This window comes from Mesorhizobium sp. P2_E6 (assembly GCF_056403835.1).
The window spans coordinates 801,642-817,760 of the sequence record NZ_JBFUEQ010000001.1 but is presented as its reverse complement, the minus strand read 5'-3'; the positions used below and the strand labels follow the sequence as shown (position 1 = coordinate 817,760).

The window sequence follows — 16,119 nt, the reverse complement described above, 5'->3', positions numbered from 1 at the left end:
GTTATTCCTTGGAAACCGGCCCGACGAAGTTGCTGTCGAAGCTCGGACCGAGCGCGAAGCCCTTGAGGTTCTTGCGCAGGCCCGCCACTTCCAGCTGCTGGTGGATGACGACGAAGGGGCTGGTGTCGAGGATCTTCTTCTCGAGATCCTTGTACATATCGGCGCGCTTGCCCGCATCCTTCTCGAGCAGCGCTGCTTCCGTCTGCTTGGTCAGGTCCGGAATGTCCCAGGCGTTGCGCCAGGCAAGCGTATGGGACTTGCCGGTATCCGAATTGTCCGGGTTCGAGGCAAAGGTCTGGGCGTTGGAGTTCGGATCGAAATAATCCTGGCCCCACTGGCCGATATAGATGTCGTGGTTACGGGCGCGGTACTTGGTCAGCGTCTGCTTGCCGTCGCCCGGAATGATCTCCAGCTTGATGCCGGCCTGGCCGAGCGTCTGCTGGATCGATTCCGCCATGCCGGTGGTCGGCTGGCCGGTGCGTACATCCATGGTTACGCTGAAGCCGTCGGGCAGACCGGCCTTGGCGAGCAATTCCTTGGCCTTGGCAACGTCGAGCTTGAACGGATTCTCGTCGAGTTCACCCAGCACGCCTTTCGGCAGGAAGGTCTGATGGATCTCGCCGATACCCTTGAGGATGGTCGAGCCCAAGGCATCATAGTCGACCAGATACTTGAACGCCTGGCGCACCTCGGGTTTGGCGAGGTTCGGGTTCTTCTGGTTGAGGCTGATGTAGTAGACCGTACCTTTTGGCGCGCTGGTCGATGTGAGATCGGCGTTCTTGGCAATGGCGTCGAGGTCGTTGGGCTCGAGGTTGCGGGCAACGTCGATGTCGCCGGCTTCGAGCGCCAGGCGCTGGGCCGAGCTTTCCTTCATGTTTCGATAGATGACGCGGGCAAGCTTGGCCTTTTCGCCGAAGTAATTGTCGTTGCGCTCCATGACGACGGCTTCGTTGGCGCGCCATTCGCGCAGCTTGAAGACGCCGGAGCCGGCGTAGCCGGTTTTCAGCCAGGCATTGCCGAAATCATTGTCCCATTTGTAGTCGGCACTCGGCGTGACCGCGGCGACATGTTCCTTGACCAGCTTGGCATCGACCACCGAAGCAACGGTTGCCGACAGGCAGTTCAAGACGAAGCTCGGTGCATAGGCCTTGTCGACTACGAACTGGAAGGTGGTGTCGTCGACCGCCTTGGCCTTCTCGGTGACGTTGTCCCCACTGATGCCGAACTGGCCGATGATGAAGGCCGGGCTCTTGTCCAGCTTGACGGCGCGCTCGAAGGAGTAGGCGACATCGGCCGCGGTGATCGGATTGCCCGAGGCGAATTTCAGGCCCGGCTTGAGCTTGAACGTGTAGGTCAGGCCGTCGTCGGAAACGGTCCAGCTTTCGGCGAGGTCGCCCTTGACCTTCGAGGTGTCGCTGAGGTCGAGACGGACGAGCAGATCATAGGTGTTGCCGGTGACCTCGGCGGTCGACAACTCGAACGCCTCGCCCGGATCCATGGAGATGATGTCGTCGATCGCGAAACCTTCGACCAGGGTGTCGGCGGGGGTGACCGCGCCCGCTGGCGCGCCGGCCAGAAGCAGCGCGGACATGGCGGCACCCGCGAGCAGGATGCGCGAGCGTAGAGCAAACTTTTCCATCATCATTGTGATTGTTCCCTGTTTTGTTGACCTGAGTTCCCGGCTCAGGATTGCAGTATTCTTTTCAGGGCCGACAATGGCCCTCTGCCCACTTACCGTCGTGGTTTTTGTCCAATTGGTCAACACCATATCCGGCGGCATTCTGGCCCGCAACGAGCATTTGCAAGACAGCGTATTGGACCAGAATGGGCTGGGGCGAGTCGATGCATGCGCCGGCTAATTGATGCCGCCACAATCGGGAAAAATCTGCTAAATATCGGAGCTACTTCAGCGCCGCGACCAGATCGGCATCAGGAAAACAGGTGGCGGCGCGGCCGTTCCTGGCTTGCCACTTGCCGATCGACCGGCGGGTCTTGAAGCCGGGCAGCCCGTCGGCGCTGCCGACATCATAGCCCTTGGCCTCCAGCGCCCGCTGCAAGGCGGCGATGTCCGACCGGTAGAGCCCGCCGACCGCGCCCCAGCTGCCGGCAAAATTGCTGTCGCCATGGGCGATGCGATCGGCGCCGTGGCCGATGAACAGCGCGTAGAGGTCGCTGGTGTTGTATTCCTTCAGCACGTAGAAATTGGGGGTGGCGATGAAGGCCGGCCCGCTGCGCCCGGCCGGCATCAGCAGGAAGCCTTCGGCTTTCAGCTCGCTCGCCGGAAACGGCTTGCCGCCAACGCGCTTGATGCCCATGTCAGCCCATTGCGAAATTGTCTTGCCCTGGTCCGGACCCTCCAGCGAACAGGAGACCGTCTCCGGGACGGTCACCTCAAAGCCCCAGCCACGCCCCCTCACCCAGCCATAGTGGACGAGGTAGTTGGCGATCGAGGCCAGCACGTCCGGCGTCGAATTCCATATGTCGACACGGCCATCGCCGTCGAAATCGACGGCATGCTTCAGGAACGAAGTCGGCATGAATTGCGGCTGGCCGAGCGCGCCGGCCCAGGATGACTTCATTGCGCCGACCGGGGCCAGGCCGCGCTCGACGATTTCCAGTGCGGCCAAAAGCTCCGTGCGAAAGAATTCCTTCTTGGTCGACATGAACGCCTTGGTGCCCAGCACCTCGAAGGCATCATAGGGCATTTTCGCCGCGCCGAAGCCGGTTTCACGGCCCCAGATCGCCAGCAGCACTTCGCCCGGCACGCCATAGCGCTTTTCGATGGCGGCCAGCGTGCGGGCATTGGTCGCTTCGCGCGCCCGACCGCCGGCCGTCACCGCACCGATGGTCTTCTCGGCGAAATAGGCGCCGGGTGAGCCGAATTCGGCCTGATGCTGTTTCTGCGGCGTGGTCGCCTTTTCGCCCGGCTTCACTAGGTCGGGCAGCTTCAGATTGGGCTTGATGCCATCGAAAGCGGCGTCGAAGGTTTTTTTGGAAATGCCTTTCGCCTTCGCTTCCGGCCACAGGTCGTTCTGCAGCCAGGCGCGGAATTGGTCGTCGATTTTTGCAGCGGAGGCGGGGGCAGCCAACAGACCAAAAAGTGCTGCCAAGAAGACAGCAATTGCCAACCTTCGAGGTCGGCGTTCCTTCGTACCGGTGGGTCGGCGTGCAATCGCCTGAAGAAAACCGCTCATCACAGACTCTTCTCCGCCAATTGCGTCAAAACGCCGTCCGCGAGCGAAGTGCGGCAGCCAGCGTGCCCTCGTCGAGATAGTCGAGCTCGCCGCCGACCGGCACGCCATGCGCGAGGCGTGTCACCTTGATGTCGAAGCCGGACAGCTGATCTGTGAGGTAGTGCGCGGTGGTCTGACCCTCGACCGTCGCGTTGACGGCGAGGATGATCTCCATGACCTCGCCGCCGGCGACGCGGTCGATCAGCGAGCGGATGTTGAGCTGGTCGGGGCCGATACCGTCGAGCGGCGACAGCGTGCCGCCGAGCACGTGGTAGCGCACATTCATCGCTGCCGCCCGCTCCAGCGCCCATAGGTCGGAAACGTCCTCGACGACGATGATGGTGCCGGCGTCACGGCGCGGATCGGTGCAGATCATGCATGGGTCCGACGTATCGACATTGCCGCAGGTCGAGCAGATGCGCACCTTGTCGGCAGCCTCGGCCATGGCTGCGGCGAGCGGCGACAACAGCTGCTCCTTCTTCTTGATCAGATGCAGTGCCGCACGCCTGGCCGAACGGGGCCCCAGCCCCGGCACCTTGGCCAGGAGCTGGATCAGGCGTTCGATCTCCGGACCGGCGATTCGCTTGGACATCGCTCTGATCTAGGATTTTTCAGTGCGTTTTGGAACATCCCGCGTCTGCATGACCCGCCATATTGTCCTGGCGGGCCATGGAGTACGTATCAGTTGACCTCGAGCGGGCGGCTCTGGCTGGCGATCATCGCGCCGATGGCGTCAGTGTTCTCCGGCGTTGACTGGAATCCCATCGACGCCTCTTGCGGCGCGTTCGCAACCGAGGAAATGACCGGCTTGGCCAGAGTTCCGCCAAAACGGGCGGCATCCGGTTCCTCCATCGGTTCTTGCATCGCCACCACCGTCGGCTCGGCCGAGGTGCGCAGGGGTTTCGCGGTCGGCACCACGGCGGCGGTCACAAAGGTCTGTTGGGCAGGCGCGGATCGGATGGTTGCCGGCTTGGCCGGACGCACCGGCTCGGCGGAAGCGACAAGCGTCACTGGTGCTACCGGCTTCACGGGCGCCGCCGAGGCAATGGCGACCTGCGGCTCATCCGGCAGCGGCTGCCAATTGCGGCCACGCTTCTCGTAGAAGGCATTGCCGCCGGCAACCATGGTGTAATGCATGTTCTTGTAAGGGAAACGCAGCCCGGCGGTGTGGAAATACATCGTGTTCTTCAGCTTGCCCTTGCGCTCGCCCTTGAGCACGGCGTCGGCGGCTTCCTCGACATCGGGCATGGCCCGCGAATTCATCGGCCGGGTCATGACGCCAGGCGCGAACTGCCCGGGCTCGCCCACCACCTCGCAGATAGTGCTGCCGTGGTTGCCGGAGCGCAGCCGGTTCATCACCACCGTGCCGACGGCGATCATGCCGTCACGGCTCGACCGGTTGGACTCGAAGAACATCGCCCGTTCCAGGCATTCCCTGTCCTTTGGCGTGTGACTGTAAGATCGGGAACTCAGGAAACTCGGGGTGATGGCGTCGGTCAGGCTGGCGACGGACATGCCGTGCGAGGTGGTCTGGCTGCAGGCAGCCAAAAACAAGGGTGAAATGACGGCGCCGAGCAACAGCGGCGTCTTCCATCGCATGGAAATCAAAAGGTAACCCTCACTTCGATGCCCGCCCCCAGGCTGCGGCAAGAATGAGACACTTTCAGGCAAAATGATGGCTAAAACGTTATTAGCGAGGCACTGTTGCCAAACTGGCACAGTTGCATGGCTTTATTCTGTCAACGCGCCGCAGCCATCGAGACCGGCTGACCAGGTTCGACCTCTTCGATTTTCTCCGAAAACAGGCCGCGCCTGAGGAAGAGCGCCAGTGCGTTCCTGGCCGTCGGCGCGATCTTTCCCGGCCAGTCGCTTTCGATGAATTCGGCCTTGGTGAAGTCTGGATTTGTCTCGCAGGCCGCCTCCAGGAATTCGGCGATCTCGAGCACGATCACACGCTCGTCCTTTGACAGTGCCGACGCGCCGGCCTCGATAGACGGGCGATGAACGTAATCCTCGAACAGGTCGAAGTAGCCCCTGATGCCGACAAGATCGACGCCGGCGTCGCAATCGGCCAGGATTTCCAGGATCTCGTAGATCCTGCTGCGAACACGCTGCTCGATCAGTCTTTCGGAGGGCTCTTCGATCATGGGCGTAGCGCCACCGAACGTTAGAAGGGCAGTTTCATTCCTGGCGGGATCGGCAGGCCGGCGGTCAGCGCCTTGGTCTTCTCCTGCATGATCTGCTCGACCTTGGTCTTGGCGTCGTTGTGGGCGGCGAGCACCAGGTCCTCTAGGATCTCGACATCATCCTCCTTGAACAGGGAGCGATCGATCTTCAGCGACTTCATCTCGAATTTTCCGGTCAGCGTCACGTTGACCAGGCCGCCGCCGGCCTGGCCGGATGCTTCCAGCGTGGCGATCTCGTCCTGCATGGCCTGGAACTTGGCCTGCATTTCCTTCGCCTTGCCCATCAGGCCGAGAAGATCTTTCATGGTCGCGTCCTTTGCGGATTCGTGGCTCTTGTCAGGTTTCGTCGTCGTCCGCTGGCGGCTCGACCGGCACTTCGGCCTCGGTCGTATCGGCTTCCGGCGAGTCGGGAATGCGCACGTCGATGATCTTGGCGCCGGGGAACCGCGCCAGAATGGCGGCGACCGTAGGATCGCTCTTGGCATCGAGGAAGGCGGTCTCGCGCTTGGTCGATTCCATTTCGGCGAGCGTCTGGCCGCCCTCTTCCTTCGACAGCGAGACCAGCCAGCTGCGGCCGGTCCAGGCGCGCAGTTTCGTCGTCAGGTCGTTGAGCAGCATCTTGGGCGCATCAGCGGTCAGACCGACGTCGATGCGGCCGGGCTCGATGCGAACGAGACGGATACAGCTCTTGACTAGCACCTTGAAGGCGATGTCACGCTGCGCGTCGGCAAGAGCAATGATGTCGGCCAGCGATTTCAGCGGAACCTGCGGCGTCTCCAGGACCGGTTGCGGGGGCGCGACGAAAGCGGCGGGCGCGGGCGTGACCTCGACCAGCCGCATGGTCTGCGCGCCGCCTGGCGCGGATGGCATGCGGGTCTGTGCAACCGCGCTGGCGCTGCCACCATTGCCGGAACCCGTGGGCGCGCCGTTGGGGCGCGACGCGCCATTTGGAACCGGCGCTGAGCCCTCAAGCGATCTCAAGGCCTCGTCCAGGGTCGGCAGGTCGGCGGCGTGGGCCAGCCGGATCAGCACCATCTCGGCGGCGCTCACCGGCCGGTTGGAGGACTGCACCTCCGGGATGCCCTTGAGCAGCATCTGCCAGGTCCGCGACAGCACCCTGACCGACAGCGTCCTGGCGAAATCCGCGCCGCGTTGCCGCTCGTCCTGCGACAGCGCAGCGTCGTCGACGGCCGACGGCACGAAACGCAGCCGGGTGACGAGGTGGTTGAACTCGGCAAGATCGGTGAGCACGGCAGCCGGATCGGCGCCGGTGTCGTACTGTGCGCGGAATTCCCCAAGAGCGGCGGCCACATCACCCTTCATCACATGTTCGAACAGGTCGACGATGCGGGCACGGTCGGCCAGCCCCAGCATCGCCCGCACCGCGTCGGCGCTGACCGAGCCCGCGCCATGGGCGATCGCCTGGTCGAGGATGGAGAGCGAATCACGGGCCGACCCTTCGGCAGCGCGTGCGATCATTGCCAGCGCGTCGTCGTCGACCGAAATGCCTTCCTTGACTGAGATCGAGGAGAGGTGTGCGACCAGCGCGCCGGCATCGATGCGCCTGAGGTCGAAGCGCTGGCAGCGCGACAGGACGGTGATCGGAACCTTGCGGATTTCGGTGGTGGCGAAGATGAATTTGACGTGCGGCGGCGGCTCTTCCAGCGTCTTCAGCAGGCCGTTGAAGGCCTGCGTGGAAAGCATGTGCACTTCGTCGATGATGTAGACCTTGTAGCGGGCCGAGACCGGCGCATAGCGCACGCGCTCGATGATATCCCTGATGTCGTCGATGCCGGTGTGCGAAGCGGCATCCATCTCGATGACGTCGACATGGCGGCCTTCCATGATCGCCTGGCAATGCTCGCCCAGCACGGCAAGGTCGACCGAAGGCTGGTCGACGGTCGGAGTTTTATAGTTCAGGGCCCGCGCCAGTATGCGCGCCGTCGTGGTCTTGCCGACACCGCGCACGCCCGTCAGCATCCAGGCCTGGGCAATGCGGCCGGTGGCAAAGGCGTTGGTGAGGGTGCGCACCATCGGCTCCTGGCCGACCAGCTCGGAGAAGTTCGAAGGACGGTACTTGCGCGCCAGCACCCGATAGGCAGCGGCCTTGTCCGTTCCCGAATTTCCGGCTTCGCTCATTCGCCCGTAAAGCTCCAAAGGGCCACGCCCGAAGGCGGCCTATTTCTGCGCATAGTCTCGCCCGCGCAGCAATGCGTCGTCAATGTCGCGAGAGGAGCCGATGAGGTGGGAGGCTGGAACAATGACCCGTTCCGGGCTCGTTAGGGCTGCTTCCTTCCGGACCTGACCCGGTTGGCGAGTGGATCGTCCACCACCAACCTCCCGCTGTCCATATCGGCAATTCGGCGATGAAATGCAAGTGCGCAGGCGAATCGGCATCACGAACCGCTGGGGATCAATGATTCGCTTGCAGCCCTGTTGCAGCCGCTCTAGCGTTTGTGAGTTTGAGGAAACCAAGAAAAGCAAGGGAAACGCCGATGCTGCCGGGCCTTAAGGCCGGATTCACGCTGGATGCCCGGCTGGAGGCGGACAGCGAACAGTTGATGTGGCTTGGGCTGTGCGAATTGCGGGTGATGAACGACCGGCGCTGGCCATGGCTGCTGCTGGTGCCGCAGCGGCCTGGCGCGGAAGAAATCCACGACATGACGCCGCTCGACCAGGCAATGCTGACCTTCGAGACCAATATGGTGGCGCAGGCGCTGAAGAAGGCAACCGGCTGCACCAAGATCAACACCGGCGCGCTCGGCAACATCGTGCGCCAACTGCACATCCATGTCGTCGCGCGTTCAGAGGGCGATCCCGGCTGGCCAGGCCCGGTGTGGGGACACGGCCTGCGCGAGCCCTATCAGCGTTCCGACCTGCGCCGGTTTGCCCAAACGATAAGGGCGGCGCTATAAGCCTTCCCCGTGTCCATCCCAAAGCATCAGAGTCCGCATGAGCTTCCGCCTGTTTGACGCGCCGCTGCGCGAGCCGAGCCAGTTCGTCGGCTTTGCCGGCAACATCATCGACCGGCAATCCGAAAACCGTGTCGACGATTCCGTCGACAAGGCGCTGGCCGATCCGACGACGCGGCTGCTTCTGATGAATGGCGGCCGGCTCTATCTGAAGCTCGGGGGCAACGGTGGCCTCGACCCCTGGTTCGGCGCCGCCGAGAGCGAGCCGTTCAAGGTTTCCTTCGCCCACGGCGTCCTGCTCGGCTTTTCCGACCTGGGACCCATCTTGGCGATACCGGCCGGCGTCGAGGCCGAACATTTGCCCGAGACCGTCAAGGCGATCGACTACCGCTCGGTCTACATGCAAGGGCTGATCGATGAGGCGGCCGCCGGCGCGATGGCGCAAGGCGCTGCCCTGCTCGCCTGGCATGCAAGCCATCGCTTCTGCAGCAAATGCGGCACCGAATCACAGATGCGGGCCGGCGGCTACAAACGGCATTGCCCAAATTGCGGCACGGAGCACTTTCCGCGCACCGACCCGGTGGCGATCATGCTGACGGCGACGCGGGAGAAATGCCTGCTCGGGCGCGGTCGGCATTTCGGACCGGGTATGTATTCGGCCCTTGCCGGCTTCATCGAACCGGGCGAGACGATCGAAGCCGCGGTGCGCCGCGAAACGCTGGAAGAGGCTGGGATCCGGCTCGGCCGCGTCGTCTATCACGCCAGCCAGCCCTGGCCGTTTCCCTATTCGCTGATGATCGGCTGCTTCGGCGAGCCGCTCAACGACGACATCCAGGCCGACCTCAACGAGCTTGAAGACTGCCGCTGGTTTGCCCGCGACGAGGTGCGCTTGATGCTGACCAGGGAACATCCGGGCGATCTGGTCACGCCACCGAAAGGCGCCATTGCGCATCACCTCATCCGCGCCTGGGTGGACAGCGAGTAATGGCAGCCAATACCGAAAGACATTGCAGGAGCAGAAAATGATCCGTCACACCGTCGTCTTCACGCTGAAGCACCCGCCGCATTCGCTGGAGGAGAAGAGGTTCCTGGTCGACGCCAAGAAAATCCTGTCGGCGATAAAAGGCGTCACGCATTTCGAGCAAATGCGGCAGGTCAGCCCCAAGAACGACTACCGCTTCGGCTTCTCGATGGAGTTCGCCGACCAGGCCGCCTACACCAGATACAACGACCATCCGGACCACGTCGCCTTCGTGCGTGACCGCTGGGTGCCGGAAGTCGAGACCTTCATGGAGATCGACTACGTGCCGCTGGGTGCGGTGATTTAGTCAGCCACCTTCCACTGCTCGCGTGACTCGCTGGCCGGATAGACGCCCAGGATCCGCACCTCGCGGGAGAAGAAGCGAAGCTCGTCCAGCGCCAGCTTGACCAGCGGATCGTCGGGATGGCCCTCGATGTCGGCGTAAAACAGCGTCGCGGTGAACGCCCCCAACTGGTAGCTCTCCAGCTTGGTCATGTTGATGCCGTTGGTGGCGAAACCGCCCATTGCCTTGTAGAGCGCGGCCGGCACGTTGCGGACGCGGAAGATGAATGTCGTCATCATCTTGGTGTCGGCCGATGGACGTTCGGCCCATTGCTTGTTCTTGGTCAGAACGACAAAGCGGGTGACGTTGGAATCGGTGTCCTCGACATTCTCCTCAATGATGTCGAGCCCGTAGAGCTCTGCCGCGAGCGCCGGGGCGAGCGACGCCATGGTGCGGTCCTTGACCTCCGAAACCAGCTTCGCAGAACCCGCCGTGTCGCCGGCGACCACTGGCTTCCAGCCATTCTTGCGGATGTATTTGCGGCACTGGCCAAGCGCGTGGATGTGGCTGTGCACGGTCTTGATCTCGTTGCGTTTGACGCCGGGCAGCACCATCAGCTGGAAATGGATTGGCAGGAAATATTCGCCGACGATGTGCAGCCTTGATTCCGGCAACAGATGGTGGATGTCGGCGACGCGCCCGGCGATGGTGTTCTCGATCGGGATCATGGCGAGGTCGGCCTTGCCCGTCTCGACCGCGTTGAACGCATCCTCGAAGGTTGGGCACGGCAACGGATCCATCGAGGGATAGACGTTGCGGCTGGCGGTGTCGGAATTGGCGCCCGGCTCGCCCTGGAAGGATATTCTGTTGGTCTTTTCAGGCATGCCCAAGTACTCGGTTCAAAGTGTCTCTGTTCGAAGGGATGGTTCAGTGTGAAAGGATGGTTCTGGCGCGTTCGAGGTCTTGCGGCGTGTCGACGCCAAGCGGCAATGAACGCACGATCTCGGCATCGATGCGCATACCGGCTTCCAGTGCCCGCAGCTGTTCCAGCCGTTCGCGCCGTTCGAGCGGCGACGGCTTCAGCGCCACGAAGCGCTCGAGTGCTGCGCGCCGATAGGCGTAGAGGCCGACATGGTGGTACAGCGCGCCCTCGCCCCATGGTGCGGTGGCGCGGGTGAAATAGAGCGCCCTCAGCCTGGTGCCGGAGAGCGGCGAGCCGACGATCTTGACGACGTTGGGATTGGTCTTTTCCTCGTCGCGGACGATCTCGACGCCGAGCGTGGCGATATCCACCGCCCTGTCCTCGAACGGCCTGAGCGACGCGGCGATGATTTCCGGATCGATTGTCGGCAAATCGCCTTGCACATTGACGATCGTTTCGACCTTGCGTTCGGGATCAAGCGCAACCAAGGCCTCGTGGATGCGATCGGAGCCGGATTCGTGATCCATGCGCGTCATCACGGCCTCGAAACCATGCGCGCGCACCGCTTCCGCCACGCTTTGCGTGTCGGTCGCCACCACGACCCGGCCGAGGCCGGCCTCGGCCGCGCGGCGGGCAACATGGACGATCATCGGCGCGCCGGCGATGTCGGCCAGCGGCTTGCCCGGCAGGCGGGTCGAGGCCATGCGGGCCGGGATCAGGATCAGCGTGGACATGCGCGTTGCACGGCGTCTCAAAAGGGGAAGGGAAAAGTGGCAAAAGGTCTCACTGGAAGCGCCCTTATAGGTGTTGCAACGCCGGAGCAAAAGACCTAGTTTCCGCCCGATTTGACCGCCTTAGCAGGGTGGGTCACGATACCGACGGACGGAGTGGACGGATCGGTCCGCCGGAAAAGGGAGCAAGGGGCGTATGGATTCCAACGAAGTCAACAAGCTGCTCGCCGGATTGCTCGGAACTGTTTTCGTGGTCTTCTCGGTTGGCCTTGTGTCCGATGCGCTGTTTGCCTCGCCGGCGCCGGAAAAGCCCGGCTTCGCCATCGAAGCCACCGAGCCCGCCGAAGGCGGCCCGGCCGCTCCGGCTGCCGAAGCCAAGCCGATTGCCGACCTTCTGGCGACCGCCAATGTCGAAGCGGGCGCTGCCGTGTTCAAGAAGTGCCAGGCCTGCCATTCCGGTGAAAAGGGCGGCCCCAACAAGGTCGGCCCCGATCTGTGGGATCTCATCGACCGTCCAGTTGGCGAGCATGAAGGCTTTGCCTATTCGGCCGGCATGAAGGAATTCTCCAAGGGCGGCACCGAGAAGTGGACCTATGACAACATCAACCACTTCATCACCTCGCCGAAGAAATTCGTGAAGGGCACGGCCATGGGCTTTGCCGGCCTGCCCAAGGACGAGGACCGCGCCAACGTCATCGCCTATCTGCGCACGCTGTCCGACAATCCCAAGCCGCTGCCGGCGCCAGGGGCCGCAGCCGACGCAACGGCACCCGCCAAGCCTGCCGAAGCAGCCGCCCCGGCCAAGCCGGCCGAGGGTGCTGCTCCCGCCAAGCCGGCGGCTCCGGCCGCGCCAGCCCCCGCCGCCCCGGCTCCAGCCGCTCCGGCACCGGCGCCTGCCCAATAAACAAATTGTAACCTCAACGATCTTGAAAAAGCCGGGTTCAGCCCGGCTTTTTTGTTAGCAAGATCGCATATGCAGCGACAAAGCCGCGCATTGCGGTTTTCACGAGCGGCAAATCAACTAGATTGCCTTTCTGGGATGGACACGCAGCGCGAAGAGGACAGTGCATGACGGTGGGCCGAACGCTTCTCAAATCGTTGCTGGCGGCAGCCCTGCTGGCGGCAGGATTGCAAGCGACACAAGCCGACGAATGGCGCACCACCTCCTCGCTGATCGGCGAGTCCAAATACGGCGACAATTTCCAGCACTACGACTACGTCAACCCGAACGCGCCCAAGGGAGGCACGCTGAATTCGGTGGTGCCCGGCACCTATGACAGCTTCAACCCCTATATCGTCCAGGGATCGCCGGCCGCCGGACTGGTCGGATTCGGCGGGGGCCTGCTCTATGACACTCTGATGGAGCAGGCGACCGACGAAGGCAGCACCAGCCATCCGCTGATCGCCGAAGCCTACAAATATCCGGCCGACTATTCCTCCGCGACCTACCGGCTCGACCCGCGCGCCAAATGGCATGACGGCCATCCGATCACCGTCGACGACGTGATCTGGTCGTTCCAGGTGCTGAAGGCGAACAGCCCGCAATACAGCCGCTATTTCGAGAACGTCACCGATGCGGTCGCCGTCTCCGACCGCGAGGTCGAGTTCCATTTCAACCAGAAGGGCAACCGGGAACTGCCGAAGATCATCGGTGACCTTGCCGTGCTGCCGAAACACTGGTGGGAAGGCACCGATGCCAACGGCAAGAAGCGCGACGTGACCAAGCCGACGCTGGAAATTCCGCTCGGTTCGGCCGCCTACAAGATCGCCAGTTTCAAGCCCGGCTCGGAAATCATCTGGCAGCGCGTGCCCGACTACTGGGCAGCCAAACTGCCGGTGAAGATCGGCCGCGAGAATTTCGACACGCGACGCTACACCTATATACTCGACGACAACGCCGCCTGGCTGGCCTTCACCAAGGGTGGGCTGGAGGACATCAACCGCGAATACAGCTCGCGCAAATGGGCAACGGCTTACAATTTTCCAGCATTCAAAGCCGGTGATGTCGTCAAGAAGGACTTCCAGACCCAGGCGCCACAAGCGATGCAGGGTTTCGTCCTCAACCAGCGGCGGCCGCTGTTCCAGGACCGGCTGGTGCGTGAAGCGCTGACCATCCCGTTCGATTTCGAGAGCATGAACCGCACGCTGTTCTTCGGCTTCAACACCCGCACATCAAGCTATTTCCAGGGCACCGAACTGGCATCGAGCGGATTGCCGCAAGGCAAGGAGCTGGAAATCCTGGAAAAATATCGCGACAAGCTGCCGCCCGAACTCTTCACCCAGGAATTCAAGCTGCCGGTCTACGATTCCCCGCAAGCGGAACGAAAGTACCTGAAACAGGCGGTTGATCTGTTCGCCAAGGCCGGCTGGGTGATCAAGGGCGGCAAGATGGTCAATGCCAAGACCGGAGCGCCGTTCAAGTTCGAAATTCTCGGCTGGAACGACACCGACCAGGTGATCGCCAGCCCCTATATCGACAATCTGCGCAAGATCGGTGTCGACGCCACGCTGCGCATCATCGACCAGACGCAGTACATCAACCGCGTCAACAATTTCGATTTCGATGTCGTCACGGGGCTTCTCCAGCAGTCGGATTCGCCAGGCAACGAGCAACGCGACTTCTGGACTTCGAAAGCCGCCAATGCACCGGGTTCGCGCAATCTGATGGGCATCAAGGATCCGATCATCGACGCGCTGGTCGACCGCATCATCTTCGCCACCGATCGCGACGACCTTGTCGCCGCCACCCACGCGCTCGACCGTATCCTGTTGTGGAACTTCTACGTCGTGCCGCAATATCACCGGTCCGCCGTCTGGCTGGCCTATTGGGACAAGTTCGGCTTTCCAGACAAGCAGCCCGCCTATGTCGGCGCCGACATCGATTCCTGGTGGATCGACCCCGATAAGGAAAAGGCGCTGGCGGCCAAGTACAAGGGCGGCAATTGATGGCGGTCCTTGCCCGCCGCGATTTTCTGGCATTGGGCGGTGCTGCCGCCGCCGCCGCCCTGCTGCCTGGCCGCACCTTTGCCGCCGTCCCGACTGGCGTAAAACTGCACGGCCTGTCGGCTTTCGGTGATCTCAAATACAAGCTGGACTTCCCGCATTTCGACTATGTCAATCCGGACGCGCCCAAGGGCGGCCAGATGAACTTCGCGCCACCGAACGCCACCTTGAATCAGAGCTTCCTGACTTTCAACACCTTGAATTCCCTGGTGTTGAAAGGAGATTCACCGCCGCGAACGGAGCTTTGTTTCGATTCTCTGATGGCAAGCGCGCTCGATGAGCCGGATGCGGTCTATGGCCTGCTTGCCGAGTCCGTCACCTTGTCGCAAGACCGCAATGGCTTCCGTTTCAGCCTACGACCACAAGCCCGCTTCAACGACGGTTCGCCGCTGACCGCTGAAGACGTTGCCTTCGCGTTGAAGCTTTACAAAGACCAAGGCCATCCAAACCTTTCCAAGGCGCTGCGGTATATGACGGAAGCGGTCGCGGTCGATCCCACCACTCTTGACCTGACCTTCAACGGCAAGCAGTCGCCGCAGAACATCCTTGCGATCGTGGCAATGCCGATCGTGTCCAAGGCCTTTTATACGGCCAATCATTTCGATGCCTCGACGATGACACCGCCGCTCGGCTCGGGGCCTTACAAGATAGGGCGCGTGGCAGCGGGGCAGACTGTCGAATATGACCGCGTCGCCGACTATTGGGGTCGCGATCTTCCCGTGAACCGTGGCCTCTACAATTTCGACCGCATCCGCATCGACTTCTATCTTGATCGGCAGGCGGCTTTTGAAGCCTTCAAGAAAGGCGACACGCATTTTCGCGAGGAATTCACCGCGCGGGTATGGGCGACCGGATACGACTTTCCGGCGCTGCAGGATGGCAAGATCGTCAAACGGGAATTTCCCGGTGAGAAGACGCCAGACATGCAGGGCGTGGCGTTGAATCAACGTCGTACGCAATTTCGCGACGAGCGGGTACGGCGGGCGATCGCCAGATGCTTCGATTTCGAATGGATGAAGCGGGCCCTGTTTTACGGTTCCTACGAGCGCTCTCAATCGAACTTCGAACGGTCGGATTATAAGGCCGAAGGTCTGCCCTCGCCTGGCGAATTGGCCCTGCTGGAACCGTTCCGAGCCGAGTTGCCACCAGAGGTCTTTGGCGAAGCCGTGACGCAGCCTCTGTCCGACGGCTCGGGCCATGACCGCAAGCTGCTGGGCGAGGCTTCGAGATTGCTTGCGCAAGCCGGCTGGAAACGTGCGGGCAGTTTCGTCGTCAACGACAAGGGTGAGCGTCTGCAGGTTGAAATGCTGGCAGAGGATGACGGCATCGTTCGCATCTTCACCCCATGGTCCGAGAATATGAAGGCGATCGGGATCGACGCCTCGATCCGGCAAATCGATTCAGCACAATATGAACAGCGGCACAGTGATTTCGACTTCGATCTTACCGTGCTGCATTGGTCGATCGGAGCGACGCCGACTGAAGACGGCCTGGAGATGCTCTATGATTCCCGAATGGCGAAAACGCCGGGGCAACGCAACTATCCGGGCACGGAAAGCAAGGTCATCGACGCGCTGATCGTGGCAGCCGGCAAGGCGCAAAGCCGAAACGAACTCGTCACCGCGCTCAGGGCGCTCGACCGGGTCTTGCGCGCACGGCTAGACTGGATTCCAACATACTATCTGGCGAATCACCGCGTCGCCTATTGGGACATGTTCGACTTCGTCGAGCAAAAGCCCGATTTCGGCTTTCCGGTCGAGACGCTGTGGTGGTTCGATAAGGGCAAGGCGGCAAAAATTGGCAAAGGCTGAGATGTTCGCTCAAGCAG

The 16,119-nt window shown here is 62.2% G+C and carries 15 protein-coding genes and 1 other RNA gene; 6 read left to right on the top strand and 10 right to left on the bottom strand.

Annotation, left to right across the window (positions count from 1 at the left end):
- Position 1 precedes the first annotated feature (1 nt).
- The 8 genes from AC1D08_RS03850 to ffs all read right to left on the bottom strand — a co-directional run bounded on the left by AC1D08_RS03850 (position 2) and on the right by ffs (position 7,760).
- Positions 2-1,645: an ABC transporter substrate-binding protein gene (locus tag AC1D08_RS03850; protein WP_477305039.1), complete on the bottom strand. Its 1,644-nt coding sequence runs from the start codon at positions 1,643-1,645 to the stop codon at positions 2-4.
- A 256-nt stretch (positions 1,646-1,901) separates the two neighbouring features.
- Positions 1,902-3,194 (bottom strand): lytic murein transglycosylase, encoded by a 1,293-nt coding sequence (locus tag AC1D08_RS03845; protein WP_457151585.1) that lies wholly within the window; start codon positions 3,192-3,194, stop codon positions 1,902-1,904.
- Positions 3,195-3,219: 25 nt separating this feature from the next.
- A complete protein-coding gene (gene recR, locus AC1D08_RS03840; protein ID WP_457151586.1) occupies positions 3,220-3,825 on the bottom strand; it encodes a recombination mediator RecR in 606 nt (201 codons plus the stop codon).
- Positions 3,826-3,914: 89 nt separating this feature from the next.
- On the bottom strand, positions 3,915-4,841 hold the full coding sequence (locus tag AC1D08_RS03835; RefSeq protein ID WP_457151587.1) for a cell wall hydrolase: 927 nt from the start codon (positions 4,839-4,841) through the stop codon (positions 3,915-3,917).
- Between the two features lie 131 nt (positions 4,842-4,972).
- A complete protein-coding gene (locus AC1D08_RS03830) occupies positions 4,973-5,380 on the bottom strand; it encodes a hypothetical protein (RefSeq protein ID WP_457151588.1) in 408 nt (135 codons plus the stop codon).
- Between the two features lie 20 nt (positions 5,381-5,400).
- Positions 5,401-5,724 (bottom strand): YbaB/EbfC family nucleoid-associated protein, encoded by a 324-nt coding sequence (locus AC1D08_RS03825; RefSeq protein ID WP_477225316.1) that lies wholly within the window; start codon positions 5,722-5,724, stop codon positions 5,401-5,403.
- A gap of 31 nt (positions 5,725-5,755) precedes the next feature.
- Complete coding sequence (locus AC1D08_RS03820) at positions 5,756-7,558, bottom strand: DNA polymerase III subunit gamma/tau (protein ID WP_457153606.1); 1,803 nt, start codon at positions 7,556-7,558, stop codon at positions 5,756-5,758.
- Between the two features lie 105 nt (positions 7,559-7,663).
- Positions 7,664-7,760: signal recognition particle sRNA small type (gene ffs, locus AC1D08_RS03815), an RNA gene on the bottom strand.
- Between the two features lie 154 nt (positions 7,761-7,914).
- Here ffs and AC1D08_RS03810 point away from each other — a divergent pair.
- Genes AC1D08_RS03810 through AC1D08_RS03800 form a run of 3 tightly spaced genes read left to right on the top strand, consistent with a single transcriptional unit; the run spans position 7,915 to position 9,659 of the window.
- Complete coding sequence (locus AC1D08_RS03810) at positions 7,915-8,334, top strand: HIT family protein (RefSeq protein WP_184877469.1); 420 nt, start codon at positions 7,915-7,917, stop codon at positions 8,332-8,334.
- A gap of 37 nt (positions 8,335-8,371) precedes the next feature.
- Positions 8,372-9,316 (top strand): NAD(+) diphosphatase, encoded by a 945-nt coding sequence (gene nudC / locus AC1D08_RS03805; RefSeq protein WP_457153607.1) that lies wholly within the window; start codon positions 8,372-8,374, stop codon positions 9,314-9,316.
- 37 nt (positions 9,317-9,353) lie between these two features.
- Positions 9,354-9,659: a Dabb family protein gene (locus AC1D08_RS03800; protein WP_457153608.1), complete on the top strand. Its 306-nt coding sequence runs from the start codon at positions 9,354-9,356 to the stop codon at positions 9,657-9,659.
- Here the strand turns inward: AC1D08_RS03800 and AC1D08_RS03795 are convergent.
- Together AC1D08_RS03795 and AC1D08_RS03790 are read right to left on the bottom strand one after the other, a co-directional pair.
- On the bottom strand, positions 9,656-10,519 hold the full coding sequence (locus tag AC1D08_RS03795) for a prephenate dehydratase (protein ID WP_457153609.1): 864 nt from the start codon (positions 10,517-10,519) through the stop codon (positions 9,656-9,658). The two genes, AC1D08_RS03800 and AC1D08_RS03795, sit on opposite strands and share 4 nt — an antisense overlap.
- 43 nt (positions 10,520-10,562) lie before the next feature.
- Positions 10,563-11,291 carry a 3-deoxy-manno-octulosonate cytidylyltransferase gene (locus AC1D08_RS03790; RefSeq protein WP_095082492.1) on the bottom strand — a complete coding sequence of 243 codons (729 nt, stop codon included), beginning with the start codon at positions 11,289-11,291 and terminating at the stop codon, positions 10,563-10,565.
- 193 nt (positions 11,292-11,484) lie between these two features.
- Between AC1D08_RS03790 and AC1D08_RS03785 the strand changes: the two genes are divergently transcribed.
- From AC1D08_RS03785 to AC1D08_RS03775, 3 genes are all read left to right on the top strand, one after another.
- Positions 11,485-12,192: a c-type cytochrome gene (locus tag AC1D08_RS03785; protein ID WP_095082494.1), complete on the top strand. Its 708-nt coding sequence runs from the start codon at positions 11,485-11,487 to the stop codon at positions 12,190-12,192.
- A 164-nt stretch (positions 12,193-12,356) separates the two neighbouring features.
- Positions 12,357-14,234 (top strand): extracellular solute-binding protein, encoded by a 1,878-nt coding sequence (locus AC1D08_RS03780; RefSeq protein ID WP_477422565.1) that lies wholly within the window; start codon positions 12,357-12,359, stop codon positions 14,232-14,234.
- Positions 14,234-16,102 (top strand): extracellular solute-binding protein, encoded by a 1,869-nt coding sequence (locus AC1D08_RS03775; protein ID WP_477422563.1) that lies wholly within the window; start codon positions 14,234-14,236, stop codon positions 16,100-16,102. The genes AC1D08_RS03780 and AC1D08_RS03775 overlap by 1 nt, the downstream gene beginning before the upstream one ends.
- Positions 16,103-16,119 lie beyond the last annotated feature (17 nt).

Bases quoted from the DNA above. Each gene is read 5' to 3' on its own strand.
- AC1D08_RS03850 (WP_477305039.1), bottom strand. From the start codon at position 1,645: ATGATGATGGAAAAGTTTGCTCTACGCTCGCGCATCCTGCTCGCGGGT.
- AC1D08_RS03845 (WP_457151585.1), bottom strand. From the start codon at position 3,194: ATGAGCGGTTTTCTTCAGGCGATTGCACGCCGACCCACCGGTACGAAG.
- recR (WP_457151586.1), bottom strand. From the start codon at position 3,825: ATGTCCAAGCGAATCGCCGGTCCGGAGATCGAACGCCTGATCCAGCTC.
- AC1D08_RS03830 (WP_457151588.1), bottom strand. From the start codon at position 5,380: ATGATCGAAGAGCCCTCCGAAAGACTGATCGAGCAGCGTGTTCGCAGC.
- AC1D08_RS03825 (WP_477225316.1), bottom strand. From the start codon at position 5,724: ATGAAAGATCTTCTCGGCCTGATGGGCAAGGCGAAGGAAATGCAGGCC.
- AC1D08_RS03820 (WP_457153606.1), bottom strand. From the start codon at position 7,558: ATGAGCGAAGCCGGAAATTCGGGAACGGACAAGGCCGCTGCCTATCGG.
- AC1D08_RS03810 (WP_184877469.1), top strand. From the start codon at position 7,915: ATGCTGCCGGGCCTTAAGGCCGGATTCACGCTGGATGCCCGGCTGGAG.
- nudC (WP_457153607.1), top strand. From the start codon at position 8,372: ATGAGCTTCCGCCTGTTTGACGCGCCGCTGCGCGAGCCGAGCCAGTTC.
- AC1D08_RS03800 (WP_457153608.1), top strand. From the start codon at position 9,354: ATGATCCGTCACACCGTCGTCTTCACGCTGAAGCACCCGCCGCATTCG.
- AC1D08_RS03795 (WP_457153609.1), bottom strand. From the start codon at position 10,519: ATGCCTGAAAAGACCAACAGAATATCCTTCCAGGGCGAGCCGGGCGCC.
- AC1D08_RS03790 (WP_095082492.1), bottom strand. From the start codon at position 11,291: ATGTCCACGCTGATCCTGATCCCGGCCCGCATGGCCTCGACCCGCCTG.
- AC1D08_RS03785 (WP_095082494.1), top strand. From the start codon at position 11,485: ATGGATTCCAACGAAGTCAACAAGCTGCTCGCCGGATTGCTCGGAACT.
- AC1D08_RS03780 (WP_477422565.1), top strand. From the start codon at position 12,357: ATGACGGTGGGCCGAACGCTTCTCAAATCGTTGCTGGCGGCAGCCCTG.
- AC1D08_RS03775 (WP_477422563.1), top strand. From the start codon at position 14,234: ATGGCGGTCCTTGCCCGCCGCGATTTTCTGGCATTGGGCGGTGCTGCC.